The 24400-nt window shown below is 70.9% G+C and carries 22 protein-coding genes and 1 tRNA gene; 10 read left to right on the top strand and 13 right to left on the bottom strand.

All coding sequences use genetic code 11. The features are described 5' to 3' along the window. The first annotated feature begins 107 nt into the window (after positions 1 to 107). Positions 108 to 1307, top strand: a complete 1200-nt coding sequence (locus J7E86_RS05535) for a cytochrome P450 (RefSeq protein WP_215080339.1) — start codon at positions 108 to 110, stop codon at positions 1305 to 1307. Positions 1308 to 1495: 188 nt separating this feature from the next. Here J7E86_RS05535 and J7E86_RS05530 read toward each other — a convergent pair. The 3 genes from J7E86_RS05530 to J7E86_RS05520 all read right to left on the bottom strand — a co-directional run bounded on the left by J7E86_RS05530 (position 1496) and on the right by J7E86_RS05520 (position 3346). Next, a tRNA-Pro gene (locus J7E86_RS05530) sits at positions 1496 to 1569 on the bottom strand. Positions 1570 to 1615: 46 nt separating this feature from the next. Beyond that, the gene (locus J7E86_RS05525; RefSeq protein WP_215080337.1) at positions 1616 to 2374 is read right to left on the bottom strand and encodes a Pr6Pr family membrane protein; all 759 of its coding nucleotides are present in this window, start codon (positions 2372 to 2374) and stop codon (positions 1616 to 1618) included. A gap of 39 nt (positions 2375 to 2413) precedes the next feature. Further along, on the bottom strand, positions 2414 to 3346 hold the full coding sequence (locus J7E86_RS05520; protein WP_215080335.1) for a metallophosphoesterase: 933 nt from the start codon (positions 3344 to 3346) through the stop codon (positions 2414 to 2416). A 161-nt stretch (positions 3347 to 3507) separates the two neighbouring features. On the opposite strand from J7E86_RS05520, the gene J7E86_RS05515 reads away from it, so the two are divergent. Continuing rightward, positions 3508 to 3972 carry a GatB/YqeY domain-containing protein gene (locus J7E86_RS05515; RefSeq protein WP_215080333.1) on the top strand — a complete coding sequence of 155 codons (465 nt, stop codon included), beginning with the start codon at positions 3508 to 3510 and terminating at the stop codon, positions 3970 to 3972. 68 nt (positions 3973 to 4040) lie between these two features. On the opposite strand, the gene J7E86_RS05510 is transcribed toward J7E86_RS05515, so the two are convergent. Further along, positions 4041 to 6218, bottom strand: a complete 2178-nt coding sequence (locus tag J7E86_RS05510; RefSeq protein ID WP_215080331.1) for a transglycosylase domain-containing protein — start codon at positions 6216 to 6218, stop codon at positions 4041 to 4043. 385 nt (positions 6219 to 6603) lie between these two features. Here J7E86_RS05510 and J7E86_RS05505 point away from each other — a divergent pair, with 385 nt between their 5' ends. Beyond that, positions 6604 to 6939 (top strand): WhiB family transcriptional regulator, encoded by a 336-nt coding sequence (locus J7E86_RS05505; protein WP_215080329.1) that lies wholly within the window; start codon positions 6604 to 6606, stop codon positions 6937 to 6939. Positions 6940 to 7161: 222 nt separating this feature from the next. On the opposite strand, the gene J7E86_RS05500 is transcribed toward J7E86_RS05505, so the two are convergent. Then, on the bottom strand, positions 7162 to 8649 hold the full coding sequence (locus J7E86_RS05500) for an ArsA family ATPase (protein ID WP_215080327.1): 1488 nt from the start codon (positions 8647 to 8649) through the stop codon (positions 7162 to 7164). Next, complete coding sequence (locus J7E86_RS05495; RefSeq protein ID WP_215080326.1) at positions 8646 to 9641, bottom strand: ArsA-related P-loop ATPase; 996 nt, start codon at positions 9639 to 9641, stop codon at positions 8646 to 8648. The genes J7E86_RS05500 and J7E86_RS05495 overlap by 4 nt, the downstream gene beginning before the upstream one ends. A 72-nt stretch (positions 9642 to 9713) precedes the next feature. On the opposite strand from J7E86_RS05495, the gene J7E86_RS05490 reads away from it, so the two are divergent. From J7E86_RS05490 to J7E86_RS05475, 4 genes are all read left to right on the top strand, one after another. Then, positions 9714 to 9872, top strand: a complete 159-nt coding sequence (locus tag J7E86_RS05490; protein WP_003967454.1) for a DUF4177 domain-containing protein — start codon at positions 9714 to 9716, stop codon at positions 9870 to 9872. Then, on the top strand, positions 9869 to 10333 hold the full coding sequence (locus J7E86_RS05485) for a RidA family protein (protein ID WP_215080324.1): 465 nt from the start codon (positions 9869 to 9871) through the stop codon (positions 10331 to 10333). The genes J7E86_RS05490 and J7E86_RS05485 overlap by 4 nt, the downstream gene beginning before the upstream one ends. A gap of 78 nt (positions 10334 to 10411) precedes the next feature. Then, a complete protein-coding gene (locus tag J7E86_RS05480; RefSeq protein ID WP_215080322.1) occupies positions 10412 to 11305 on the top strand; it encodes an NUDIX domain-containing protein in 894 nt (297 codons plus the stop codon). After that, complete coding sequence (locus J7E86_RS05475) at positions 11302 to 12132, top strand: MBL fold metallo-hydrolase (protein ID WP_215080320.1); 831 nt, start codon at positions 11302 to 11304, stop codon at positions 12130 to 12132. Before J7E86_RS05480 ends, J7E86_RS05475 begins: the two co-directional genes overlap by 4 nt. 388 nt (positions 12133 to 12520) lie before the next feature. Here J7E86_RS05475 and J7E86_RS05470 read toward each other — a convergent pair whose 3' ends face one another. Next, entirely contained in the window at positions 12521 to 13195 is a 675-nt protein-coding gene (locus J7E86_RS05470; RefSeq protein WP_030367278.1) for a Crp/Fnr family transcriptional regulator, read from the bottom strand. A gap of 250 nt (positions 13196 to 13445) precedes the next feature. Here J7E86_RS05470 and nth point away from each other — a divergent pair, with 250 nt between their 5' ends. The 3 genes from nth (at position 13446) to J7E86_RS05455 (ending at position 16406) form a co-directional block, all read left to right on the top strand. Then, on the top strand, positions 13446 to 14378 hold the full coding sequence (nth, locus tag J7E86_RS05465; protein ID WP_374223768.1) for an endonuclease III: 933 nt from the start codon (positions 13446 to 13448) through the stop codon (positions 14376 to 14378). A gap of 63 nt (positions 14379 to 14441) precedes the next feature. Then, positions 14442 to 15125 carry a CoA pyrophosphatase gene (locus J7E86_RS05460; protein WP_215080316.1) on the top strand — a complete coding sequence of 228 codons (684 nt, stop codon included), beginning with the start codon at positions 14442 to 14444 and terminating at the stop codon, positions 15123 to 15125. 81 nt (positions 15126 to 15206) lie between these two features. Further along, positions 15207 to 16406 (top strand): MarP family serine protease, encoded by a 1200-nt coding sequence (locus J7E86_RS05455; protein WP_215080314.1) that lies wholly within the window; start codon positions 15207 to 15209, stop codon positions 16404 to 16406. Between the two features lie 36 nt (positions 16407 to 16442). Here J7E86_RS05455 and J7E86_RS05450 read toward each other — a convergent pair whose 3' ends face one another. The 6 genes from J7E86_RS05450 to J7E86_RS05425 all read right to left on the bottom strand — a co-directional run bounded on the left by J7E86_RS05450 (position 16443) and on the right by J7E86_RS05425 (position 24323). Further along, positions 16443 to 16646 (bottom strand): hypothetical protein, encoded by a 204-nt coding sequence (locus J7E86_RS05450; RefSeq protein WP_215080312.1) that lies wholly within the window; start codon positions 16644 to 16646, stop codon positions 16443 to 16445. A gap of 128 nt (positions 16647 to 16774) precedes the next feature. Next, entirely contained in the window at positions 16775 to 17806 is a 1032-nt protein-coding gene (locus tag J7E86_RS05445; RefSeq protein ID WP_251018694.1) for an alpha/beta fold hydrolase, read from the bottom strand. Next, positions 17803 to 18294 carry a phage holin family protein gene (locus J7E86_RS05440; RefSeq protein WP_215080310.1) on the bottom strand — a complete coding sequence of 164 codons (492 nt, stop codon included), beginning with the start codon at positions 18292 to 18294 and terminating at the stop codon, positions 17803 to 17805. Before J7E86_RS05440 ends, J7E86_RS05445 begins: the two co-directional genes overlap by 4 nt. A 66-nt stretch (positions 18295 to 18360) precedes the next feature. Continuing rightward, entirely contained in the window at positions 18361 to 19758 is a 1398-nt protein-coding gene (nhaA, locus tag J7E86_RS05435) for a Na+/H+ antiporter NhaA (protein WP_215080308.1), read from the bottom strand. A 190-nt stretch (positions 19759 to 19948) separates the two neighbouring features. Beyond that, entirely contained in the window at positions 19949 to 21916 is a 1968-nt protein-coding gene (acs, locus tag J7E86_RS05430) for an acetate--CoA ligase (protein WP_215080305.1), read from the bottom strand. 151 nt (positions 21917 to 22067) lie between these two features. After that, the gene (locus J7E86_RS05425; RefSeq protein ID WP_215080303.1) at positions 22068 to 24323 is read right to left on the bottom strand and encodes a SulP family inorganic anion transporter; all 2256 of its coding nucleotides are present in this window, start codon (positions 24321 to 24323) and stop codon (positions 22068 to 22070) included. Between the last annotated feature and the right edge of the window lie 77 nt (positions 24324 to 24400).

Below are 24400 nucleotides of genomic sequence, written 5' to 3'. Positions count from 1 at the left end.
ATGGGGTACCGCGGTACATGCCTCCCAAGGGTGTGGGCATGTACGAGCCACCGGCCCGTTCATGAGCCGGATCCCTGGCGCAAGACCCCCCGTCTGGAGTACCGGCAATGGAATCCGACGTTTGGACATGCCCGTTCGACTTCGCCCAGGCCCTCGAATTCGACCCCATGCTCAAGCGCTTGCTGGCGGAAGAACCCGTCGCCCGTATCCGCATGCCCTATGGCGAGGGCGAGGCGTGGCTTGTCACCCGCTACGAGGACGTACGAACCGTCACCACCGACCGGCGCTTCAGCCGCGGTGCCGTCGTCGGCCGCGACTATCCGCGGATGACGCCCGAACCGATCATCCAGGCCGAGGCCATCAACGTGATGGATCCGCCGGCCAGCAGCAGGCTGCGCAGCCTGATCGCCAAAGGCTTCGCGCCGCATCATGTGGCCCGGATGCGGGTCCGCACCCAGCGCGTCGTGGACGAGCTGCTGGACCGGATGGCGGAGCACGGCGCCCCCGCCGACCTGGTCGGGCACGTGGCCTCGCCGCTGCCCATGACGACGATCTGCGAAGTCCTCGACATCCCCGAGGCGGACCGCTCCCAACTCCGCGCCAACGCCTGGACGATGATGGACGTCGGAGCGAGCGGCCGGGAGGCGGCGGTCCGGGCCAAGACCGAGCTCCGCGCCTACTTCACCACGCTGACGGCGGAGCGGCGCCGGAACCCCGGCGACGACCTGATCAGCACGCTGGCCCTCGCCCGCGACGGCGACGAGGTCCTCAATGATCAGGAGCTGGCGGTCATGGCCATGGTCCTGCTCATCACGGGCCAGGACACGACCTCCTACGAGATCGGCAACATCTCCTACACGCTGCTCACCCGGCCCGACGTGGCGGCCGAGTTGCGGGCCCGGCCCGAGGCGCTGCCGCAGGCGATCGAGGAACTGCTGCGGTACATCCCGTTCCGCAAGGGCGTCGGCATTCCGCGCGTCGCCATGGAGGACGTGCAGCTGAGCGGCGTCACGATCAAGGCCGGCGACATGGTGCACGTCTCGTACCTGACCGCCAACCGTGACGAGCGCAAGTTCGAGCGGTCCGACGAGCTCGACCTGAACCGGAAGTCACCGCCCCACATGGCCTTCGGCTGGGGCTCGCACCACTGCCTCGGCGCCCCGCTGGCGGCCATGGAACTCCAGGTCGCCCTGGGGAGCCTGCTGAAGCGCTTCCCGCAACTGATGCTGGCCGTGCCCAGCGAGGAAGTGCGCTGGAACACGTCATCGATCTGGCGCTATCCGGTGGCACTGCCGGTGGTGTGGTGAGGGCGGAGAGGCTGTGATCGCCGAGGGGACGGAAACCATGGACGAGACCTCCGGCCGGCGACGCCGCACGCCGATGCCCGCGAGCCGGACGCCCGCGAGGCTTGACCGGTCCGCTCGGCCCCTCCGCTGACGCCCAGGACATGCAGAAGGCCCATTCACGATCACGCGAATGGGCCTCTGGCCAGCTGTCGGGGTGGCGGGATTTGAACCCACGACCTCTTCGTCCCGAACGAAGCGCGCTGCCAAGCTGCGCTACACCCCGATGTTGCCTCGCGACCCGATTTCGCAGGTCTCCGGCGCAACGAGCTCTACTTTAGCGGACCGGGGCCCAGAGGCGAAATCCGATTCCGGGGGCCGCGCAGGTGGGGGCGTACGCGGTCGAGGAGGACGAGGGTGAGGGCCAGCGCGTAGAAGGCCAGGCCGAAGACGACGGCGTTGCCGAGGACGCCGGCGTAGCCCTGGAGATCGGCGTCCAGGAAGGGGTACGGGTAGCGGCCCTCGGTGCCGGGGTCGAGGAAGGCGCCGCGGATCAGGGCGAAGGGGAAGTAGAGGAGGGGGTAGGCCAGCCACTGCCAGGCGTGGCGCAGGAGGAAGCCGCCGGGCACGGTGAGCACGAGCCAGTCGAAGGCGGCCGCGAGCGGGGTCGCGGTGTGGAGGAGCTGGTTGGCGGCCGATTCGAGGGGCGTGCGCTCACTGGTCATGGAGAAGCCGCTGGAGTCATTGGACAGTACAAAGTGAAATACGAGACCGGTGATGGAGATGTACAGCAGTGCTGCGCCGGTGATCCGTGGGGAGAGCGCGGGGCGCGCGGTCCAGGCGCGGTGGGCGGCCCAGGCGAAGGTGATGGCCACCAGAATGTTGGACTGGATCGTGAAATAGCTGAACAGCCGACCCAGGTCGTCGGAGTCGATCGTGTCCAGCACGATGCCGGTGAGCGCGGCGAGGGCCACGAGCGCGCGCAAGGCCGCCGCGACGGGTCGGCGGCCCGTGGGGACGACCGCCGAGGCGGGGACGCCCGCCGCGCGGGGCGGGCCGAGCCGGGTGGTGGAGGAATTCGGGTCGATCATCCCCCCACCGTACGGGTGGCCTCCGGAAACCCTCCCGGATCAGTCGCGGTCGCGGGCGGTGAGGGTGAGGAGGGTGGCCTCGGGGGGACAGGCGAAGCGGACCGGGGTGTAGCGGTTGGTGCCGCAGCCCGCCGAGACGTGGAGGTAGGAGCGGTGGCCGCCGGCCCGGTGGGTGGAGAGGCCCTTGACCCGCTTGGTGTCGATGTCGCAGTTGGTGACCAGCGCGCCGTAGAAGGGGATGCACAGCTGGCCGCCGTGGGTGTGTCCGGCGAGGATCAAGGGATAGCGGTCGGCCGTGAAGGCGTCGAGCACCCGCAGGTAGGGGGCGTGGACGATCGCCAGCGAGAAGTCGGCGTCCTCTTGCGGGCCGCCGGTGACCTGCGCGTACCGGTCACGCTTGATGTGCGGGTCGTCGAGGCCGGTCAGGGCGATGTCGTAGCCCTCGACCTTGAGGTTGCCGCGGGTGTTCGTGAGGTTGACCCAGCCCGCCGAGTCGAAGCCGTCGCGCAGCTCCTCCCAGGGGTTGTGGATCACGCCGACGGCCGGGGCGTTGCCGTTGAGGCCGTGCCGGCCGCTGGCCTTCTCCAGGAGGTAGCGGGCGGGGTTGCGCAGCTTCGGGCCGTAGTAGTCGTTCGAGCCGAAGACGTACGCGCCGGGGAACTCCATCAGCGGGCCGAGCGCGTCCAGGGTCTCCGGCACGCCCTCGGGGTCGGAGAGGTTGTCGCCGGTGTTGATCACGAAGTCCGGTCGGAGCCCGGCCAGCGACTGGAGCCAGCGCTGCTTCTTGCGCTGCCCGCCGACCATGTGGATGTCCGAGACCTGGAGCACCCGCAGCGGCCGCATCCCCCGCGGCAGCACGGGCACGCTGACCCGCCGCAGCCGGAAGGAGCGGACTTCGAAGCCGGCGGCGTAGGCGATACCCGCCGCGCCGACCGCCGTGATTCCCAGAGGTACTCCGTATCGCGCGCGCATGCTGTCCATGGTCGCAGACCTCCTGGGTGCTCGGTGACGTCGGCCCGTTCCTGTGGATAACCCCCGCCCGTGGGGGAGTTGCGGGCCTCGGAGGGCGTGTGCCCCGCCGCACCGGCCGTTAATACGGGGCACGGGCGACATCGGAGTGCGAAGATTGCGGCATGACCACGCTCAAGTCCACGCTTCGCGACGACCTCACGACCGCCATCAAGGCGCGTGACGAGCTGCGCTCCTCCACGCTCCGCCTCACCCTCTCCGCCATCGCGTACGAGGAGACCGCGGGCAAGACCTCCCGGGAGCTGTCCGACGACGACGTGCTGAAGGTCATCACGCGTGAGGTGAAGAAGCGCCGCGAGGCCGCGGACGCGTTCGCCAAGGGCGGCCGCGCCGACTCGGCCGAGCGGGAGCGCGCGGAGGGCGAGGTGCTCGCCGCCTACCTGCCGACGCAGCTGTCCGACGAGGAGCTGTCCGCGATCGTCGCCGAGGCCGTGGCGGAGGCCAGGGCCGACGGCGCGGAAGGACCGCGGGCCATGGGCGCCGTCATGAAGATCGTGAAGCCGAAGGTCGCCGGCCGGGCCGACGGCGGGCGGGTCTCCGCCGAGGTGAAGAAGCTCCTCGCGGGCTGATCACCCGGAGCACACACGACAGGGGCGCCCGGACCGTGACGGTCCGGGCGCCCCTGCTCGTACGGGGGTCAGCGCCCGCCGACGATCCCCGGGCCCGGAGGGTTCCGCTTGCCCGGCTTGTCGCCGCCCTTGCCGGGCTTGCCCCGGCCGTTGCCCGTGCCCTGCTTCCCGGGCTTCGCGTCCCGGCCCGTCTCGGCGACCGGGACGGTGTCGAACGTCGGAGCCGGCTTGCCCTCCAGCGCCCCCGCCATGGCGTCGCGCCAGATGGGGCCCGGGGTGTCACCGCCGTAGACCTTGTCGTGGTAGACACCGCCGATGCTGATGCCTTCCATCTCGACGTTCTTGCCCGGGCCGCCGACCCAGACAGCGCCCGCCATGTTCGGGGTGTAGCCGACGAACCAGGCGGCCTTGCGCTCGTCCGTCGTACCGGTCTTGCCCGCGCTGTCCCGGCCGTCGAGCCCGGCCTCCTTGCCGGTGCCGTCCTCGACCACGCCCCGCAGGAGGGTGTTGACGGTGTCGGCGGTCTCCTCGGACATCGCGCGCGAGCACTGCGTCTTGGGAACGGTGATGCTCTTGCCGTTCGGACCGGTGGCCGAGTTGATGAGCACGGGGGTGCAGTACTTGCCACGGTTGGCGAAGGTGGCGTAGGCGGCCGCCATCCTCAGCGGCGACATGCCCTGGGTGCCGAGGGCGATCGACGGCACCTGGTCCATCTTCTGGCCGGAGGCCGGCTTGAGGCCCAGCTTCGAGGCCATCTTCGTCACCGGGCAGACGCCGACTTCACCGATCATCTGGATGAAGTAGGTGTTGACCGACTTGGCGGTCGCCTCCCGCATCCCGTACGGGCCGACCTCGCTCTTGTTCTCGTTGCTGACCATCTCGCCGCCGCCGTTGCGCCACGTGCCGTTGCACGTCTCGACCTCGTCCGGGTAGGCCATCTGGAACGGCGAGGAGTAGGTCCTGTTCGGCGAGATGCCCTCCTCCAGGGCGGCCGCCGCGAGGATCGGCTTGAAGGTCGAACCGGTCTGGAACCCGTAGTTCGACCCGCCCTGCGCGTGGTCGGCGGAGAAGTTGATCTGCGTCTGGTTCTCACCGAAGCCGTACGGCCGTGACTGCCCCATGCCGAGCACCTTGCCGGTGCCGGGCTCGACGATCGATACCGCGGTGGCCACTGAATCGTTCTGATAGACGTGATCGCTGATCGACTTCTGCACGGACTTCTGGGTCTGCGGGTCCAGGGTCGTCCGGATCGTCATGCCGCCCTCGTTCCAGCGCTTGGCCCGCGCTTCCTTCGTCTTGCCGAAGGCGGGGTCCTGGAGGAAGGTCTCGCGGACGTAGTCGCAGAAGAAGCCGGCGCCGTCGACGGCGGTGATGCAGCCGCTCTTGGGCCGGGTGATCTTGAGCTTGAGCGGCTTGGCCTGGGCGGCGGTGGCCTCGGCCGGCGTGATGTTCTTGAGGTCGGCCATCCGCTGCAGCACGGTGTTGCGCCGCTTGGTGGCCTCCTTGGGGGCGTTGACCGGGTCGAAGCGGCTCGGCGACTGGACGATGCCGGCCAGCAGCGCGGACTCGTCCAGGGTGAGGTCCTTGGCGTGCTTGCTGAAGTACCGCTGGGCGGCGGCCTCGACGCCGTAGGACTGCTGACCGAAGAACGTGATGTTCAGGTAGTTGTTCAGGATCCGCTTCTTGCCCAGCTCCTTCTCGACCTGGATGGCGTACTTCAGCTCCTTGACCTTGCGGCCGAGGGTCTGCTGCGTGGCGACGGCGACCTTGTCGGGGTCGTCACCGGCCTCCTCCACGAAGATGTTCTTGACGTACTGCTGGGTGAGGGTGGACGCACCCTCGGAGACCCCGCCGGACTGGGCGTTCTTGTTGACGGCGCGGAGCACGCCCTTGAGGTCGACCGCACCGTGCTCGTAGAAGCGCGCGTCCTCGATCGCGACGATCGCCTGCTGCATGTACGGCGAGATGTCGTTGAGCGGTATGACCGTGCGGTCGCGGGAGTACACCTTGGCGATCTCGCCGCCCTGGGCGTCGAGGATGGTGGTGCGCTGACTGAGCGGTGGGGTCTTGAGACTGGCGGGGATCTCGTCGAACCCCTCGACCGATCCCTTCGCCGCGAGACCGAAGGCGCCGACGGCCGGCAGGGCGAGGCCCGCCAGAACCGCTCCGGAGAGCACGCTGACACCGAGGAACTTCGCGGCCTGCCGGGTCACGTTGGGACCCTCGCCGGAGCGCTTCTTACCCATGGGGGGAAGCCTACGTTCTCATTCGGCGGACAGACGCCCGTGTGTTCGCCTACGCTGTTTCACGCCAGTCACTGCGGTGCGGTTCAGCACCATCGTCAGCATCACTCTTGTGAGTGATGAGACGTGTCCGTATTGCCGCTCGTGTCACCCTGTGACCGCCATAACCAGGGTGAACTGCCCCCATATGCAGGGGTAGGTCGCTAATGTCGCCAGGTCACTCCGTTGGGTGATCTGCCGCGTACGCATAGTCCGTTCGGGCCATCCAAGATTGGGCCCGAAGGGGGTGTTGCCCCCTGCCCGCCTTCCGTAACGTCCTCAACTGGCAACGGTGAATATGCCGCTGCCGCCGTGGGGGAGCCTCAATTCGGGAGAGGACGGCGCCAGCATGGGCTGGGTAACCGACTGGAGTGCGCAGGCAGCCTGCCGCACTACCGATCCGGATGAACTATTCGTTCAGGGCGCAGCGCAGAACAGGGCCAAGGCGGTCTGCACCGGGTGCCCGGTGCGTACGGAGTGCCTGGCCGACGCGCTGGACAACCGCGTCGAGTTCGGTGTGTGGGGCGGGATGACGGAGCGCGAGCGGCGGGCGCTGCTCAGGCGCCGGCCGACGGTCACGTCGTGGCGCAGGCTCCTGGAGACCGCCCGTACGGAATACGAGCGCGGCGCGGGGATCCTGCCGCTGGGCGACGAGGACTTCGACACGTACGCGGCGGTCGGCTAGCCGGGACCGCCTGCGGTGAGGTGCCACGGTGCCGTCATCCGCGCGTACGGGCAGGCCCGCGCCTTCGGCGTGCTCGGCCGGTGTCACTGACAGGCATGCCCACGGAGTCGTCAGTGGCCTTCAGCGGCGCTCTCCCCGCTGTCATGCCGTGCCGTCATGCCGTCCCGCGCCTCTGTCGGCACGTCAGGGGTCGATGGCGGGTGCCCTCGCCCCTTTGAGTCCTTACGCGCTTTCCGCGCTGTCCCTGTCCTGAGTGGCTTCCTTGGCGTCTCCGGTTTCCGATGACGTTTCCGATGACGTTTCCGATGACGTTTCCGATGGTTCTGATGTGTCAGAGGGTTCCGAGGTCTCCGGGGTTCCCGATGTGGTGACAGTGATGACAGCGGGCTGAACGGCGAGGTGTTCGCCGACGGCCCGCAGTCCCGCCAGGTCGTGCACATCACCCGGCAGGGCGGTGACCTCGGCCACCGCGACCTCGGGGTGCAGTGCGGTGAAGCGATCGCGTGTGCGGCGTTCGCGGGTGAGCACCTGCATCCGCTCGGCATGCAGCCGCAGCAGACCGGCAGTCAGCCGCGCGGTGGATTCTCCTGAAGAGGTGGGCTGGGGGAGGCCGCCGCTCTCGGGAGGGGACGGGACCGTGGGAGTGCCGGTACCCGGGGCGTCAACGGTACGTGAGCCAGCTTGCCCGCTGTCACGATCCACAATGCCGGTTCCGTCAAGATTTTCTGATGGTTCCATCGCCGCTCCGCCGGAGCCGTCCAGCAGGGCCTCCGCCGCGGCCAGCGCCCGCTCCGCAGACAGCCGCGCGGCCCCGCTGCCGTGCACGCGATTGAGGACGAGACCGGCCAGCGGCATGCGCTCCGCGGCCAGCCGCTCCACGAAGTACGCGGCCTCGCGCAGCGCGTCCCGCTCCGGTGCCGCGACGACCAGGAAGGCCGTCCCCGGCGCCTGGAGCAGCCGGTACGTGGCGTCCGCGCGGGTGCGGAAGCCGCCGAACATGGTGTCCATGGCGGCCACGAAGGTCTGGACGTCACGCAGGAGCTGTGCGCCCATCAGCTTGTTGAGGGGGCCGCTCATCACCGACATGCCGACGCCCAGGAACTTCATCCCGGCGCGGCCGCCGATCTTGGCCGGCGCCATCAGCACCTTGATGAATTTCCCGTCCAGGAACGACCCCAGGCGGTTCGGGGCGTCCAGGAAGTCCAGCGCGGAGCGGCTCGGCGGGGTGTCGACGACGATGAGGTCCCACTCGTCGCGGGCGCGGAGCTGGCCGAGCTTCTCCATGGCCATGTACTCCTGCGTGCCCGCGAAGCCGGCCGACAGGGACTGGTAGAAGGGGTTCTCCAGGATCGCGCGGGCGCGCTCCTTGTCGGCGTGCGCCTCGACTATCTCGTCGAAGGTCCGCTTCATGTCGAGCATCATGGCGTGCAGCTCGCCACCGGCGGAGGAGTCGATTCCGGGCACCTGGCGCGGCACGTTGTCGAGCTCGTCGATGCCCATGGACTGCGCGAGCCTGCGGGCCGGGTCGATGGTGAGGACGACGACCTTCCGCCCGCGCTCGGCCGCTCGTACACCCAGCGCGGCCGCGGTCGTGGTCTTGCCGACGCCGCCCGAGCCGCAGCACACCACGATGCGGGTGCGGGGATTGTCCAGGACGGAATCGATGTCGAGGACCTCGGCGGTGTCCAGACCGTTCGTCTGACCTGTCAACGCGCCACTCCTTGCGTCCGCAGTTTGCGCGCCATGCGGTACAAACCCGCCAGGTCCACGCCGTCGCCGAGCAGTTCCAGTTCGTACGTGGGGAGGCCGAGCCCCGATATCTCCCCGCGGCCGCGGCGCTCCAGGGCGAGCCGCTCGGTGTGCTCGCGGGCCTGCGCCACCAGGGGGTCCACCAGCCGCTCGGCGAGGCCCGCGTGGCGCGCGCCGCCGAAGCCGGTGCGCTCCAGGGCGTGCGAGAGGGTACGGGCGACCGCGGCGCGGCCACCGTTCGCGGCGACCTCCACGGCCGCCTCGTCCAGTATCTCGGGGCGCACCATATTGATCACGACGCCGCCCACCGGCAGCTGGGCCGCGCGCAGTTCCGCGATTCCGTCCACGGTCTCCTGGACCGGCATCTCCTCCAGGAGCGTCACCATGTGCACAGCCGTCTCGGGCGACTTGAGCACCCGCATCACGGCCTGTGCCTGGTTGTGGATCGGGCCGATCCGGGCCAGCCCGGCGACCTCGTCGTTGACGTTGAGGAAGCGGGTGATCCGGCCGGTGGGCGGGGCGTCCATGATCACGTGGTCGTAGACGAACCTGCCGGCACGGTCCTTACGGCGCACGGCCTCGCACGCCTTGCCGGTCAGCAGGACGTCCCGCAGCCCCGGTGCGATGGTCGTCGCGAAGTCGATCGCGCCGAGCTTCTTCAGCGCGCGGCCCGCGCTGCCGAGCTTGTAGAACATCTGGAGGTAGTCGAGGAGCGCCCGCTCGGCGTCGATGGCCAGCGCGTAGACCTCGCCGCCCCCGCCGGGAGCGACGGCGATCTTCCGCTCCTCGTAGGGCAGCGCTTCGGTCTCGAAGAGCTGCGCGATGCCCTGTCGCCCTTCCACCTCGACCAGAAGGGTGCGTCTGCCCTCGGCGGCGAGGGCGAGCGCGAGTGCCGCGGCGACCGTGGTCTTGCCGGTTCCGCCCTTGCCGCTGACGACATGGAGCCTGCTCATGATTTGGAGCCTAACCAGTCCCCGGGCGGGCTACGCACGAGGCTGTCGGTATCAGGCATTACAGTCGGGCCCATGACCAAGTGGGAATACGCGACGGTGCCGCTCCTCGTGCACGCGACCAAGCAGATTCTGGACACCTGGGGCGAGGACGGCTGGGAGCTCGTCCAGGTCGTCCCGGGTCCCAACAACCCCGAGCAGCTCGTGGCCTACCTCAAGCGGGAGAAGGCGTGAGCGCGGTCGAGGCAAGGCTCACCGAGCTCGGCCTGACCCTGCCCGACGTCGTCCCGCCGCTGGCCGCGTACCAGCCGGCCGTCCGCAGCGGCGCGTACGTGTACACCGCCGGCCAGCTGCCGATGGTCAAGGGCGCCGTGCCCGCGACCGGCAAGGTCGGCGCCGAGGTCAGTGCCGAGCAGGCCAAGGAGCTCGCGGCGATCTGCGCGCTGAACGCCCTGGCCGCCGTGAAGTCGGTCATCGGCGACCTCGACAAGATCGTCCGCGTGGTCAAGGTCGTGGGCTTCGTCGCCTCCGCCTCTGACTTCACCGCTCAGCCGGGTGTCCTCAACGGCGCCAGCGAGCTGCTGGGAGAGGTGCTGGGCGATAAGGGCGTCCACGCGCGCTCCGCCGTGGGTGTGGCCGTGCTGCCGCTGGACGCACCGGTCGAGGTCGAGATCATGGTCGAGGTCAGGGACTGACCGCCGGGCGGCGCCGCCCGGTCGCCGCCCCTTGAATGTCCCCTCGAACATCCGCGCGTGAGCGCATAGCATCCGGCCATGTCGACTTCGAACGGCCAGTGGTATCCGCCGGAGTGGCCGGACCGGATCAGAGCGCTCACGAACGGTGCGCTCGAACCCGTGGCGCCCCGCCGCGCCGCGACCGTGCTGCTGCTGCGCGACGGGTCCGACGGCCCCGCCGTCCACATGCTGCGCAGACGCGCCTCCATGGCCTTCGCCGGAGGCGCGTACGCGTATCCGGGCGGCTCCGTCGACCCGCGCGACGCCCGCGACGTGCCCTGGGCGGGCCCCTCGCGTACGGCCTGGGCCGACCGCCTCGGCGTCGACGCCGCCACGGCCCAGGCCATCGTCTGCGCGGCCGTCCGGGAGACCTTCGAGGAAGCGGGCGTGCTGCTGGCCGGCCCGACGCCCGACACCGTCGTCGCGGACACCACCGGTGCCTCCTGGGAGGCCGACCGCGCCGCCCTGGTCACCCGCGAGCTGTCCTTCGCCGACCTCCTCGACCGGCGCGGCCTGGTCCTGCGCAGCGACCTCCTGGGCGGCTGGGCCCGCTGGATCACGCCGGAGTTCGAACCGCGCCGCTACGACACCTGGTTCTTCGTCGCCGCCCTGCCCGAGGGCCAGCGCACCCGCAACGCCTCCACGGAGGCGGACCGTACCGAGTGGATCGGCCCGGCCGCGGCGGCGGCCGGCTACGACCGGGGCGAGCTGCTGATGATGCCGCCCACCATCTCCACGCTGCGGGCGCTGCTCCCGTACGCGAACGTGGCCGAGGTCCTGGCCGCCGCGGGTGAGCGGGATCTCACGCCCGTACTCGCCCAGGCGCGCCTCGTCGCGGGCGAGATCGTGCTGAGCTGGCCGGGGCACGACGAATTCACCAAGCACCTCTCCGCCCACTCCACCCCTGCGGGACCCTCGGAGGCCGACTCATGACATCCGCGACCGATCTCCCCGGCCGCCCGCGCGCCGGCGCCCCCGGCGGCCCCGCGACCGACCGCGCGGTGTGCGTGCTCGCCCCCAACCCCTCCGCGATGACGCTGGACGGCACGAACACCTGGATCGTCTCCGAGCCGGACTCCGACCTCGCCGTGGTCGTCGACCCCGGCCCGCTGGACGAGAGCCACCTCCGGGCGGTCATCGCCACGACGGAGGCCGCGGGCAAACGCGCCGCCCTGACCCTCCTCACCCACGGCCACCCCGACCACTCCGGCGGCGCGGCACGCTTCGCCGAGCTGACCGGTACGCGCGTGCGCGCGCTGGACCCCGCGCTCCGTCTGGGTGGTGAGGGTCTCGGCGTGGGCGACGTCATCACCACCGGTGGCCTGGAGATGCACGTCCTGTCCACCCCCGGCCACACGGCGGACTCCCTGTGCTTCCACCTGCCCGCCGACGGGGCGGTGCTCACCGGTGACACGGTCCTGGGCCGGGGCACCACGGTCGTCGCGCACCCCGACGGCCGGCTCGGCGACTACCTGGACTCACTGCGCCGGCTGCGCTCGCTCACGACCGAGGAAGGCGTGAACACGGTGCTGCCCGGGCATGGTCCCGTCCTCGACGACGCCCAGGGGGCGATCGACTTCTACCTCATCCACCGGGCGAAGCGGCTCGCACAGGTCGAGACGGCGGTGGAGAGCGGCTATCGCACACCGCCGGAGGTGGTCGCCCATGTCTACGCGGACGTCGACCGCTCACTGTGGCCGGCGGCGGAGCTGTCGGTACGGGCTCAGCTGGACTACCTGGAGGAGCACGGCCTGATCTGAGGGCGCCGCCCGCGTCGCGTACGGAGCCGGCGCGGTCTTTCGGGCCGTGACGTCTCGCGCGCGGCCCATCACGCCTGATGGCGGGTAACTTCCGTGCTGCCACGGCGAACCACGGCGTAGGTGGCTGAACCGGGCGAAAATCCCCGTCCGTTCCCCTCGGGCACCGCGGCCGTCGGCTCGCGGGCCGGAGAGCCGGCTGGGGCGCGTTGAGCGCTTCCCTCGGCCCCTGTCCTCCCCGGCCGCGCGCACGGGCCTGTCGGCCCTGCTCACGGCCCTCCACGGCACCTTCGCGAAGCGATCGTCCCGTCCGGGCCCATGCGAAAGGCCCCCGCCATCCGTGGCGGGGGCCTTTCGTGTGTTCACGGGCCGGTGGCCGCGGCTCGTCCGCTCAGCGGGAGCGCTTGGCGAGACGCTCCACGTCCAGCAGGATCACCGCGCGGGCCTCCAGGCGGAGCCAGCCGCGTCCGGCGAAGTCCGCGAGGGCCTTGTTGACCGTCTCGCGGGAGGCGCCGACCAGCTGGGCCAGCTCCTCCTGCGTGAGGTCGTGCACCACGTGGATGCCCTCTTCGGACTGCACACCGAAGCGGCGGGACAGGTCCAGGAGGGCCTTGGCGACACGGCCGGGTACGTCCGAGAAGACGAGGTCCGACATCGAGTCGTTGGTGCGGCGCAGTCGCCGGGCGACGGCGCGCAGCAGAGCCGTGGCCACCTCGGGCCGGGCGTTGAGCCAGGGCTGGAGGTCGCCGTGGCCGAGGCCGAGCAGCTTGACCTCGGTGAGGGCGGTGGCCGTGGCCGTGCGCGGTCCGGGGTCGAAGAGCGACAGCTCTCCGATGAGCTCACCCGGGCCGAGGACGGCCAGCATGTTCTCGCGGCCGTCCGGGGAGGTGCGGTGAAGCTTCACCTTGCCCTCGGTCACCACGTAGAGGCGGTCACCTGGGTCCCCTTCGTGGAACAGGGCGTCGCCCCTCGCGAGGGTGGCCTCGCCCATGGAGGCGCGCAGCTCAGCGGCCTGCTCGTCATCGAGCGCCGCGAAAAGCGGGGCGCGCCGCAGAACGTCGTCCACGAGTTCTCTCCTTGTCGACATGCACAGAGGACCGTGGTCCCCATGATGCCCGTCGGTAAAACTGTGTGATCAAACACAAGTGTCGCGCATCGTCGCCCGGAGCCCTACGGCAGGGGTCCGATTGGGCTGTGGTTTTCCTGCGCACGGGCCGGATGTCAGCGGCGGGCTTTAGTCTGGCCGGGTGTCCAATACGCCGGTGAGAGCACAGGGCAAGGGGGCCGGGAGGGTGACCCGGGTTCGTGATTCCGCTGTGGGCGAACGCACGCCCGCGAAGAAGAAGAAAGCCACGACCGAGGACAAAGTGCCGGTCGAAGGCGCGGCCGAACGGGCGGGCGGAGCCGAATCTTCCGCTAAAAGCGAGGTCACGGGGGGCGCATCGGTTCCGAGGGCGAAACGCGCGCCCCGGGGGGAGCCGAAGCCCGAGTCGCGGACCGCCCTCGTCCGCCGCGCGCGCCGCATCAACCGCGAGCTCGCCGAGGTCTACCCCTACGCGCACCCCGAGCTCGACTTCGAGAACCCCTTCGAGCTCCTGGTCGCCACGGTCCTCTCCGCTCAGACCACGGACCTGCGGGTCAACCAGACCACCCCGGCCCTCTTCGCCGCCTACCCCACGCCCGAGGACATGGCCACCGCCGACCCCGAGGCGCTGGAGCAGCTGATCCGGCCGACCGGCTTCTTCCGGGCCAAGGCCAAGTCGCTCATAGGGCTCTCCACCGCGCTGCGCGACCGGTTCGGCGGCGAGGTGCCCGGCCGGCTGGAGGACCTGGTGTCGCTGCCCGGCGTCGGCCGCAAGACGGCCAACGTCGTGCTGGGCAACGCCTTCGGTGTCCCCGGAATCACCGTGGACACCCATTTCGGCCGGCTCGTGCGGCGCTGGAAGTGGACGGAGGAGACGGACCCGGAGAGGGTGGAGGCCGTGATCTGCGACCTCTTCCCGAAGAGCGAGTGGACGATGCTCTCGCACCGCGTCGTCTTCCACGGCCGGCGCATCTGCCACTCCCGCAAGCCCGCCTGCGGCGCCTGTCCGATCGCCCCGCTCTGCCCGTCGTACGGCGAGGGCGAGACGGACCCGGAGAAGGCCGGGAAGCTCCTGAAGTACGAGAAGGGCGGGCTGCCCGGCCAGCGGCTCAAGCCCCCGCCGGACTACCCGGGCCTGCCGGCGAGCCCCATAGGAGCGGAATGACCGCTCGTCCGCCCGCCGGACGCTCGCCCGCCCAGTGACCGCACCAACGCCTAGGGGACCCGCATGACGAGCACGTACGGCCGAGGGGCCGCCATCACCGCCGAGGGGCTGCCCACGTGGCTGGAGCCCGTCGCGCGTGCGTCGGAGACGATCGAGCCGCATCAGCTCAGCCGTTTCCTGCCCCCCGACCAGGGCGGCCGCCAGTCCGCCGTGCTCATCCTCTTCGGTGACGGCCCCCACGGCCCGGAGCTGCTCCTCCTGGAGCGGGCCGGCACGCTGCGCTCGCACGCGGGGCAGCCGTCGTTCCCCGGCGGCGCCCTCGATCCCGAGGACGGCGACCCGGCCGGCGGCGGGCTGGTGCGGGCAGCGCTGCGCGAGGCCCAGGAGGAGACCGGGGTGGACCCCGCGAGCGTCCAGATCTTCGGGGTCCTGCCGCAGCTCTACATCCCCGTCAGCGGTTTCGTCGTCACGCCCGTGCTCGGCTGGTGGCGCGAGCCCGGGCCGGTCGCGCCGGTCGACCAGGCCGAGACCGCCCGCGTCTTCGCCGTGCCGGTGACCGAGCTGACCGACCCGGAGAACCGGGCCATGGCGGTACACCCCAGCGGTCACACCGGCCCGGCCTTCCGGGTCGGCGGCGCGCTCGTATGGGGGTTCACCGCAGGCGTGATCGACCGGATCCTGCACTACGCCGGCTGGGAGCGTCCGTGGGACCGGGATCGGCGGGTCCCCCTGGACTGGCGGGCCTGAAGGGCATGAGACGGTGATCCCGACCCCACCGCACGCCGGGGCGACGACACCGCCGACAACATCATTGCGAGGCATTTCCCGGTGAACGTGCTGGACATCGTGCTGCTGGTCGCCGCCGTGTGGTTCGCCGTCGTCGGCTACCGCCAAGGCTTCGTCGTCGGGATCCTGTCCGTCATCGGCTTCGTCGGCGGCGGACTGGTCGCGGTGTATCTGCTCCCGTTGATCTGGGACAGCGCCACCGGCGAGGCCAACCCCGGCACGGCGGCCGCCGTCGCGGCCGTCGTCATCATCATCGTCTGCGCCTCCATCGGCCAGGCCGCCACCACCCACCTGGGCAACAAACTCCGCCGCCACATCACCTGGTCACCGGCCCGCGCCCTGGACGCCACGGGCGGCGCGCTCGTCAACGTCCTCGCGATGCTGCTGGTCGCCTGGCTGATCGGCTCCGCCCTGGCCGGTACGTCCCTGCCGACCCTCGGCAAGGAGGTCCGCAACTCCAAGGTGCTGCTCGGCGTCGCACGGGTCGTACCGGCGCAGGCCAACACCTGGTTCGCCGACTTCAGCACCGCCCTCGCGCAGAACGGCTTCCCGCAGGTCTTCGCGCCCTTCTCCACCGAGCCGATCACCAACGTGCCGCCGCCCGACCCGCGGCTCGCCGGGGGCCCCGTCGCCACGGCCGCCCAGGCCAGCATCGTCAAGGTCGTCGGCACCGCTCCCAGCTGCGGCAAGGTCCTGGAAGGCACCGGCTTCGTCTTCGCGCCCCAGCGGGTGATGACCAACGCCCACGTCGTCGGCGGGGTGGACGAGCCGACCGTGCAGATCGGCGGCCAGGGCCGGCAGTACGACGCGAAGGTCGTCCTCTACGACTGGAAGCGCGACATCGCCGTCCTCGACGTGCCCCAGCTCCGGGCGCCCGTCCTGCGCTTCGCCGAGGCGGACGCGGAGACCGGCAGGAGCGCCATCGTCGCCGGCTTCCCCGAGAACGGCTCGTACGACGTGCGCGCGGCCCGCGTCCGCAGCCGCGTCCAGGCCAACGGCCCGGACATCTACCACCGCGGCAACGTCCGCCGCGATGTCTACTCCCTCTACGCCACCGTCCGTCAGGGCAACTCCGGAGGCCCGCTGCTCACCCCGGACGGCAGGGTCTACGGCGTGGTCTTCGCGAAGTCCCTCGACGACGCCGACACGGGCTACGCCCTCACCGCCGACGAGGTGCGCGAGGACGCCCTCAACGGCCGTACGGCCGACCAGCGGGTGAACACCCAGGGCTGCGCCCTCTGAGGTCCGGACGGGGCGCCCACGGGCGCCCCGGGCCGCTCAGCGGGCGCGCGGGTGGTGGCGCAGCCGCGCGGACACCCATCGCGCGCGGCGGCTGATGATCCGAGGGATGCCGATGAGGGGGTCGTGCCCGGCCGCCGGCCGATGCTCACCCCGCTCGGGAACCTCGCTCACAGCCAGTGCGGCGTCGCCCTCGGCGCGCCGCTCCTGAGTCACGTCACGGTAGTCGTGCGTCCAGCCCATACCGAGGTCTGTGCCCGGCCCCGGAGGTCGGTAATCGCCCAGGGGTCGCCCAATTGGCCTATGCGCCGGGCAATTGGCCGTTCGAGGAACGGACGTTCCGGCCCGTCCGGAGACGGGCCCGTCAGGGGTCAGCGGTCGGGCTCGGGGTCCTTGAGCCAGCTGATCAGCTCGGTGGAGAACGCCACCGGATCCTCTTCGTGGGGGAAGTGCCCGAGCCCGTCGAACAGCCGCCAGCGGTACGGCGCCTCCACGTACTCCCCGGACCCCGCCGCGCTGCGCGTACGCATCACCGGATCGAGGGAACCGTGCAGGTGCAGCGTGGGCACCCGCACCGGGCGCTTCATCCGGCGGTTGAACTGGATGCCGTCCGGCCGCGCCATGGACCGCACCATCCAGCGGTACGGCTCGATCGAACAGTGGGCCGTCGACGGGATCGACATGGCCCGGCGGTACGCCTCGACCGCCTCGTCCTCCGGCAGCCGCGGCCCAGACCACTCCCGCACCAGACGCCCCACCAGTGCCGCGTCATCCGCGACCAGCCGGCGCTCCGGCAGCCACGGCCGCTGGAAACCCCAGACGTACGAACCCGCCGCGCTCTGCTTGACGTCGGCCAGCATCGCCGAGCGCCAGCGGCGCGGGTGCGGCATCGAGGAGACCGCGAGCCTGCGCACCAGCTTCGGCCGCATCACGGCCGCCGTCCACGCCAGATAGCCGCCCAGGTCGTGACCGACCAGGGCGGCGTCCGGCTCGCCGAGGGAGCGGATCACGCCGGTGATGTCGAGGGCGAGGTTCGCCGGGTCGTAGCCGCGCGGCGTACGGTCGCTGCCGCCCACTCCGCGCAGATCCATCGCCACAGCCCGGAAACCGGCCTCCGCGAGCGCCGGGAGCTGGTGCCGCCACGTCCACCAGAACTGCGGGAAGCCGTGCAACAGCAGCACCAGAGGCCCCTCGCCCATCTCGGCGATGTGGAACCGCGCGCCGTTCGCCGCGACGTCCCGGTGTGTCCAGGGACCCTCGGCGCGCACGACCGACGTGCCGGATGGTGCCGACGGCGGCGTGTGCGACGGCGGTCCGGCCGTCACCGGAGGGCCCTCCCGGCCGGGCGGAGTGGTGGGGTCGGGCTCGGACGCGGGCGCTGCGGGAGTATCGGGCACCGTCATACGGTCGAGCGTGTCACAGATGCGTCGCCACGGCCCGTGCCCGTCAACGGCCGGGGGTGCGGCTTGACGGTGCCCAGCACCGCAGCGGTCTGCTTCGCGGAGGCAATGCTCTTCTCGGGCTTGCTGACCTTCTTGAACCGGCCCACCGCCAGGAGCCCCAGCAGCGCCGCGACCACCAGGAACGCGCCACCGACGATCAGGAACGACCAAGCCAGGCCCAGGCCGAGGTTGTGGATCCCGTACGCCGCCGCGAAGCTCAGCACCGGCAGCGAGAACAGCGCCAGCGTGCCGGCCGCGGCGATCGCGCCACCACCGATGCCGACCCGCTTCGCGTCCTGCCGCAGCTCCGCCTTGGCCAGCGCGATCTCGTCGTGCACCAGCGCGGACAGCTCGGTGGTGGCCGTCGCCATCAGCTGGCCGAGGCTGCGCTCCGAGCCACTCGCACCGGCCGCCGCACCGTTCGCCGCACCGTCGTCGGCTGCGCTCATCGCTGCTCCCTCATCCTCGTCAGCTTCGTCGTCCGCGGGTTTTCAGCGGATGTAAAGACTCTCAGATCATGCCGGACCATCGTCGCCGGTGGGTCGTCCGGCGGCGACTTCCGCCAAGCGGCGGTGCTCGGCGGCCTTGGCCTCAAGGATTGCCGCCATCCGAAGGTGGTATTCCGGATTGTCCTGCTCGTAGATGTCCGGGATGCCGTCCTGGTCATCGTCGCGCTCCTCGTCCGCCCACAGCTGCTTGTACTTGTTGTCGCGCAGCTTGAGCAGCACGCTCGCGAGCACGGCCGCTATCAGCGAGCCGACCAGCACGGCGGCCTTGATCTCGTCGGTGAGCAGCGGGTCCCCGTCGAAGGCGAGTTCACCGATCAGCAGCGACACGGTGAAGCCGATGCCCGCGAGCGAGGCGACGGCCAGCACGTCCGGCCACTTCAGGTCGGGGTTGAGCTCCGCCCTGGTGAACCGCGCCGCCAGCCAGGTCCCGCCGAACACGCCGATCGCCTTGCCGATGACCAGGCCGAGTACGACACCCAGCGTCTCGGGCCTGCGGAACACGTCCGACAGGGCACCGCCGGAGATCGCGACACCCGCCGAGAAGAGCGCGAACAACGGCACGGCCAGGCCCGCCGAAAGAGGGCGCACGAGGTGTTCGATGTGCTCGCCGGGGGAGTGCCGCTCGCCCTCGTGGCGGGTGCAGCGCAGCATCAGGCCCATGGCCACGCCGGCGATGGTGGCGTGAACGCCGCTGTTGTACATCAGCGCCCAGTTGACGATGCCCAGCGGTACGTAGACGTACCAGCCGCGCACGCCCTTGCGGAGCAGCAGCCAGAAGACGGCCAGGCCCGCGACGGCGAAGCCGAGAGCGGTGAAGTCGAGCTTCTGGGTGAAGAAGATCGCAATGATCAGGATCGCGAAGAGGTCGTCGACGACGGCGAGCGTCAGCAGGAACGCCCGCAGGGCCGAGGGCAGGGACGTGCCGATGACCGCCAGGACGGCGAGCGCGAAGGCGATGTCGGTGGCGGTGGGGACCGCCCAGCCGGCCGTCGAACCGTTCCCCGCGGTGACGACCGTGAAGTAGACGAGGGCGGGCGCGGCCATGCCGCAGACGGCGGCGACGACGGGCAGCACGGCGGCCTTGGGGTCGCGCAGCTCGCCCGCGACCAGCTCGCGTTTGAGCTCGATGCCGGCGACGAAGAAGAAGACGGCGAGCAGGCCGTCGGCCGCCCAGTGCTGGACGGACAGGTCCAGGCCGAGCGCGCCGGGACCGAAGTGGAAGGAACGGACCGATTCGTAGCTCTCGCGGATCGGGGTGTTCGCCCAGATCACCGCGGCGACGGCGGCTACGAGCAGCAGCACGCCGCCCACGGTCTCGGTCCGCAGGGCGTCGGCGAGGTAGTTCCGCTCGGGCAGCGGCAACCGGCCGAGGAAGACGGAGCGGCGGTTCTTGGGCGCGGCCACGGCGGAGGACCTCCTGGGGTCGACTGGATACACGTGTGGTGTGTGCCGACCAGACTTCCCGGCGCGCCTTTGATTCTTGTCGCGATCTTTACGCGACAAGTACTTACCTTAGCCGGAAAGAGTGAGAGGCACCCGGCGTGGCGCCGGGTGCCTCTCGTTCGTACAGGCTGCGAGCTGGGCTATTGGCGGGTCAGTCCTCGCTGGGCGCGGCCGGGAGCTGGGACTGGATGAGGTCCATGACCGAGGAGTCGGTCAGCGTGGTCACATCGCCGAGGGTGCGGTTCTCGGCCACGTCGCGCAGCAGCCGGCGCATGATCTTCCCCGAGCGGGTCTTGGGCAGCTCGGCCACCGGCAGGATCCGCTTGGGCTTGGCGATCGGGCCGAGCTGCTTGCCCACGTGGGCGCGCAGCTCCTCGACCAGACCTTCCTCCTGGGCGTCGGCATTGCCGCGCAGGATGACGAAGGCGCAGATCGCCTGGGTCGTCTGCGGGTCGTTCGCGCCGACGACGGCCGCCTCGGCGACCTTCGGGTGGGAGACGAGGGCGGACTCGACCTCGGTGGTGGAGATGTTGTGTCCGGAGACGAGCATGACGTCGTCCACCCGGCCGAGCAGCCAGATGTCGCCGTCCTCGTCCTTCTTGGCACCGTCGCCCGCGAAGTACTTGTTCTCGAAGCGCGACCAGTAGGTGTCGAGGTAGCGCTGGTCGTCGCCCCAGATCGTGCGGAGCATGGACGGCCACGGCTCGGTGAGCACGAGATAGCCGCCGGAGCCGTCGGGCACCTCGCGGGCGTCGTCGTCGACGACCGTCGCGGCGATGCCGGGCAGCGGCACCTGGGCCGAACCGGGTTTGGCCTCCGTCACCCCGGGCAGCGGGCTGATCATGATGCCGCCGGTCTCGGTCTGCCACCACGTGTCAACGACGGGCGTCCGGTCGCCGCCGATGTGCTTGCGGTACCAGATCCACGCCTCGGGGTTGATCGGTTCGCCGACCGATCCCAGGACGCGCAGGCTGCTCAGATCGAACTTGGCCGGGATGTCGTCGCCCCACTTCATCGCGGCACGGATCGCGGTCGGTGCGGTGTAGAGGATGGTGACGCCGTACTTCTGGACGATCTCCCACCAGCGACCCTGGTGCGGGCTGTCGGGGGTGCCCTCGTAGAGCACCTCGGTGGCGCCGTTGCTCAGCGGGCCGTAGACGATGTACGAGTGGCCGGTCACCCAGCCGACGTCGGCCGTGCACCAGAAGACGTCCGACTCCGGCTTGAGGTCGAAGACGGCGTGGTGGGTGTACGAGACCTGGGTGAGGTAGCCACCGGTGGTGTGCAGGATGCCCTTCGGCTTACCGGTGGTGCCCGAGGTGTAGAGGATGAACAGCGGGTGCTCGGCGTCGAACGCCTGGGGCGTGTGCTGGTCGGACTGGCTCTCCACCAGGTCGTGCCACCACACGTCGCGGCCCTCGGTCCAGGCGATGTCCTCCTGGCCCGTGCGGCGCACGACGAGGACGCTGCGGACGTTCTCGGTGCCGGGGCGGGTCAGGGCCTCGTCGACGGCCGGCTTGAGCGCGGAGGGCTTGCCGCGCCGGAAGCCGCCGTCGGAGGTGATGACGACGCGGGCGTCGGCGTCGTTGATGCGGGTGGCGAGCGCGTCCGCGGAGAAGCCGCCGAAGACGAGCGAGTGCGGGGCGCCGATCCGGGCGCAGGCCAGCATCGAGACGACGGCCTCGGGGATCATCGGCAGGTAGATCGCGACCCGGTCGCCCGCCTGGACACCCAGCTCGGTCAGGGCGTTGGCGGCCTTGGACACCTCGCGCTGGAGCTCGGCGTAGGTGATCGACCGGGTGTCGCCGGGCTCGCCCTCGAAGTGGAGGGCCACCCGGTCGCCCAGGCCGTTCTCCACATGCCGGTCCACGCAGTTGTACGCCACGTTGAGCCGGCCGTCGGCGAACCATTTGGCGAACGGCGGATTCGACCAGTCGAGCGTTTCGGTCGGCTCGGTCTCCCAGCTCAGGCGGCGGGCCTGCGCGGCCCAGAAGCCCAGCCGATCAGCCTTCGCCTGCTCGTACGCCTCCGCCGTGACATTGGCGTTCGCGGCCAGGTCGGCAGGCGGTGCGAAGCGGCGCTCCTCCTTCAAGAGGTTGGCCAGGCTTTCGTTGCTCACGACATCTCCCTTTCCCAGGGTGCCCGTTGTGTCCCGGGCCATAGCTCATCAGCCCGGGGCACACCCTGACAAGGGTTATCGGAAAAAATTGGTTTAGACCTGTAACGGGAAGCGTTGTGCGAGGTGGGACGGGGTGCCGGTGGCGAGCCGGTCAGACGGCGTCGAGGACTTCCGGGCGCACGGCCGTGAAGGTACGCGCACGTCTGTCGAGCACATACGCCTGGGCCTCGGCCACGTGGAAGTACATCCCCTGGAGCTGAAGCGTTCCCTCGGCCACCCGGCGCGCCACACAGGGGTGTGCCATGAGGTGGTCGAGCTGCTGCATCACATTGACGAGGGCGAGCCGTTCGATGTCGTCCGCGACGGGCCGGTCGGTGAGCGCGACCTCGCCGCGGCCGAGCCGGCCGATCCGGTGCATGCGGGCCAGGCTCGGGCGGCCGTGCCGCAGCCAGCGGGTGAGCGGCGTCTGCTGGGCGCCGGGCGCCTGGTCCAGGGAGCTCAGCAGGGCCTGCATCGCCCCGCACCCGGAATGGCCGCACACGGTGATGCTGCCGACCTTGAGCACCTCCACCGCGTATTCCACAGCGGCGGCGACCGAGTCACAGGATGCGTCGCTGTCGGGCGGCGGCATCAGATTGCCGACATTGCGCACAGTGAACAGATCGCCCGGGCCGCTGGAGGTGATCATGCTGGTGACCAGCCGGGAGTCCGCGCAGGTCAGGAAGAGCTGGGTGGGGCGCTGGCCCTCCTGGGCGAGCCGAGCCAGCTCCTCCCGCACGAGCGGGGCGGTGTTGCGCTGGAACGCGCTGACGCCACCGAGGAGCTGTTCGCCGCCCGGGCTGCCGTCGGCCGCGGTGTGCCGGGTGCAGTGATGATTGCGCCAAGGCGTCCAGGGTCGGCAGGCGTGCGTGCTGGCCGGCTCGGCGATCGGCTGCCCGGCACGCCCCCTGACCGTCACCCAGCCACCCCGCGCCCGATGCGCGTCGGTCCACGACTGCAGGGCGTCGTACGCGGCGTGGTCCATGAACGACCCTCCCAGCTCGACCACGACGGTCGCCGCCTCGGGGACCTGCGTGAGCGCCCGGCTCAGCCGGGGCACCGCCAGGAACGTCAACTGGCCGCTGACGCGGACCAGATGGGAGTCCTGCCGCGCCTCGGTGGTGATGCGGGTGCGGGTGAGCCGCCTCAAGGAGAGGAAGGCGGTGACCACGATGCCGACGGCCAGCCCTTCCAGCACACCGAAGAGCACCACGGCACCCAGGGTGGCCGCGTACATCGGGAACTCGCGATGCCGCTGCACATGCTTGATATGCGCGAAACTGACCATCTTCACCCCGGCCACCATGACCAGGGCGGCCAGCGCGGCCAGCGGGATCAGCTCCAGGACCCCCGCGAGGAGCCCCGCGCAGATCAGCACCCATACGCCGTGCAGGACAGTGGATGTGCGGGTGGCGGCGCCCGCCGCGACGTTCGCCGCGCCGCGGATCGCCCCGCCGGCGATCGGCAGTCCGCCGAGCAGCCCGGAGAGCAGGTTGGCCGCGCCCTGCCCGGCGAGCTCGCGGTCCAGCTCGGCCGGGCCGCCCCGGCCGTCCGGCCGCTCGGCCCGCAGCCGGTCCACCGCGACGGCGGACAACAGCGACTCCATGCTCGCCACGAGCGTGACCGTCAGGACCGCCGCGCACACCCCGAGCACCGGTCCGTCCGGAAGGGCCGGCAGTGCCTGCAACTCCCAGTGGGGCAAGGAGACACGGGGCACGGCCAATCCGCTGCTCGCCGCGGTGGCGGTGCCCACGGCCGCCAGCGGCGCAGGCACCGCCCGCGCCCAGCGCCCCGGGCGTCCGGGCAGCCGCGGCCAGGCCGCCAGGACGGCCACCGTGACGGCGCCCACCAGCAGGGCCGGCGGGTGGAGGTCCACCAGCTCCGAGGGAAGAGCGGCGAGGTTCGCCAATGCGGACCTGTTGGGGCTGTCGCCCAGGACGACATGCAACTGCCCCAGCGCGATCGTGGCGCCGATGCCGGCGAGCATCCCGTGCACGATGGCCGGGCTGACGGCGAGCGCGACACGGGCCACGCGTGCCGCGCCGAGCGCGACTTGCACCAGTCCGGCGAACGCCGTGATCGCGCACGTGGCCCGCCAGCCGTAGCGCTGGACCAGCTCGGCCGTCACGACGACGAGCCCTGTCGCGGCACCGCTGACCTGGAGAGGCGCACCGCCCAGCAGGCCCGCGACGATGCCTCCCACCGCCGCCGCCACGAGACCGGCCTGGAGCGGTGCGCCGGTGGCCAGGGCGATGCCCAGCGAGAGCGGGATGGCGATCAGGAAGATGACGAGGGATGCGGAAAGATCCCGGCGCAAGGTCGGGGGCGGCTGTGCGAAGGGACGCGTCGGCGACGGCTGAGGCTGCATGGTCGTTCCCGTCTTCGTCGGGGCGGCGCGGCCGCGGAGGGGGCGGCCGGGGTCACGGCGTGCAGCGGCGGGAGCGG

It is taken from the genome of Streptomyces sp. ISL-11, assembly GCF_018614525.1.
Lineage (GTDB): Bacteria > Actinomycetota > Actinomycetes > Streptomycetales > Streptomycetaceae > Streptomyces.
The sequence above is the reverse complement of the archived record's forward strand: the minus strand, read 5'-3'. Positions and strand labels throughout refer to the sequence as shown.

Excerpts from the sequence above, each read along its gene's own strand:
- J7E86_RS05445 (WP_251018694.1), bottom strand. The coding sequence starts at position 17,806 with ATGACGGTGCCCGATACTCCCGCAGCGCCCGCGTCCGAGCCCGACCCC.
- J7E86_RS05460 (WP_215080316.1), top strand. The coding sequence starts at position 14,442 with ATGACGAGCACGTACGGCCGAGGGGCCGCCATCACCGCCGAGGGGCTG.
- J7E86_RS05520 (WP_215080335.1), bottom strand. The coding sequence starts at position 3,346 with ATGCGCGCGCGATACGGAGTACCTCTGGGAATCACGGCGGTCGGCGCG.
- J7E86_RS05490 (WP_003967454.1), top strand. The coding sequence starts at position 9,714 with ATGACCAAGTGGGAATACGCGACGGTGCCGCTCCTCGTGCACGCGACC.
- J7E86_RS05510 (WP_215080331.1), bottom strand. The coding sequence starts at position 6,218 with ATGGGTAAGAAGCGCTCCGGCGAGGGTCCCAACGTGACCCGGCAGGCC.
- J7E86_RS05515 (WP_215080333.1), top strand. The coding sequence starts at position 3,508 with ATGACCACGCTCAAGTCCACGCTTCGCGACGACCTCACGACCGCCATC.
- J7E86_RS05535 (WP_215080339.1), top strand. The coding sequence starts at position 108 with ATGGAATCCGACGTTTGGACATGCCCGTTCGACTTCGCCCAGGCCCTC.
- J7E86_RS05475 (WP_215080320.1), top strand. The coding sequence starts at position 11,302 with ATGACATCCGCGACCGATCTCCCCGGCCGCCCGCGCGCCGGCGCCCCC.
- J7E86_RS05525 (WP_215080337.1), bottom strand. The coding sequence starts at position 2,374 with ATGATCGACCCGAATTCCTCCACCACCCGGCTCGGCCCGCCCCGCGCG.
- J7E86_RS05450 (WP_215080312.1), bottom strand. The coding sequence starts at position 16,646 with ATGGGCTGGACGCACGACTACCGTGACGTGACTCAGGAGCGGCGCGCC.
- J7E86_RS05440 (WP_215080310.1), bottom strand. The coding sequence starts at position 18,294 with ATGAGCGCAGCCGACGACGGTGCGGCGAACGGTGCGGCGGCCGGTGCG.
- J7E86_RS05505 (WP_215080329.1), top strand. The coding sequence starts at position 6,604 with ATGGGCTGGGTAACCGACTGGAGTGCGCAGGCAGCCTGCCGCACTACC.
- J7E86_RS05495 (WP_215080326.1), bottom strand. The coding sequence starts at position 9,641 with ATGAGCAGGCTCCATGTCGTCAGCGGCAAGGGCGGAACCGGCAAGACC.
- J7E86_RS05425 (WP_215080303.1), bottom strand. The coding sequence starts at position 24,323 with ATGCAGCCTCAGCCGTCGCCGACGCGTCCCTTCGCACAGCCGCCCCCG.
- J7E86_RS05480 (WP_215080322.1), top strand. The coding sequence starts at position 10,412 with ATGTCGACTTCGAACGGCCAGTGGTATCCGCCGGAGTGGCCGGACCGG.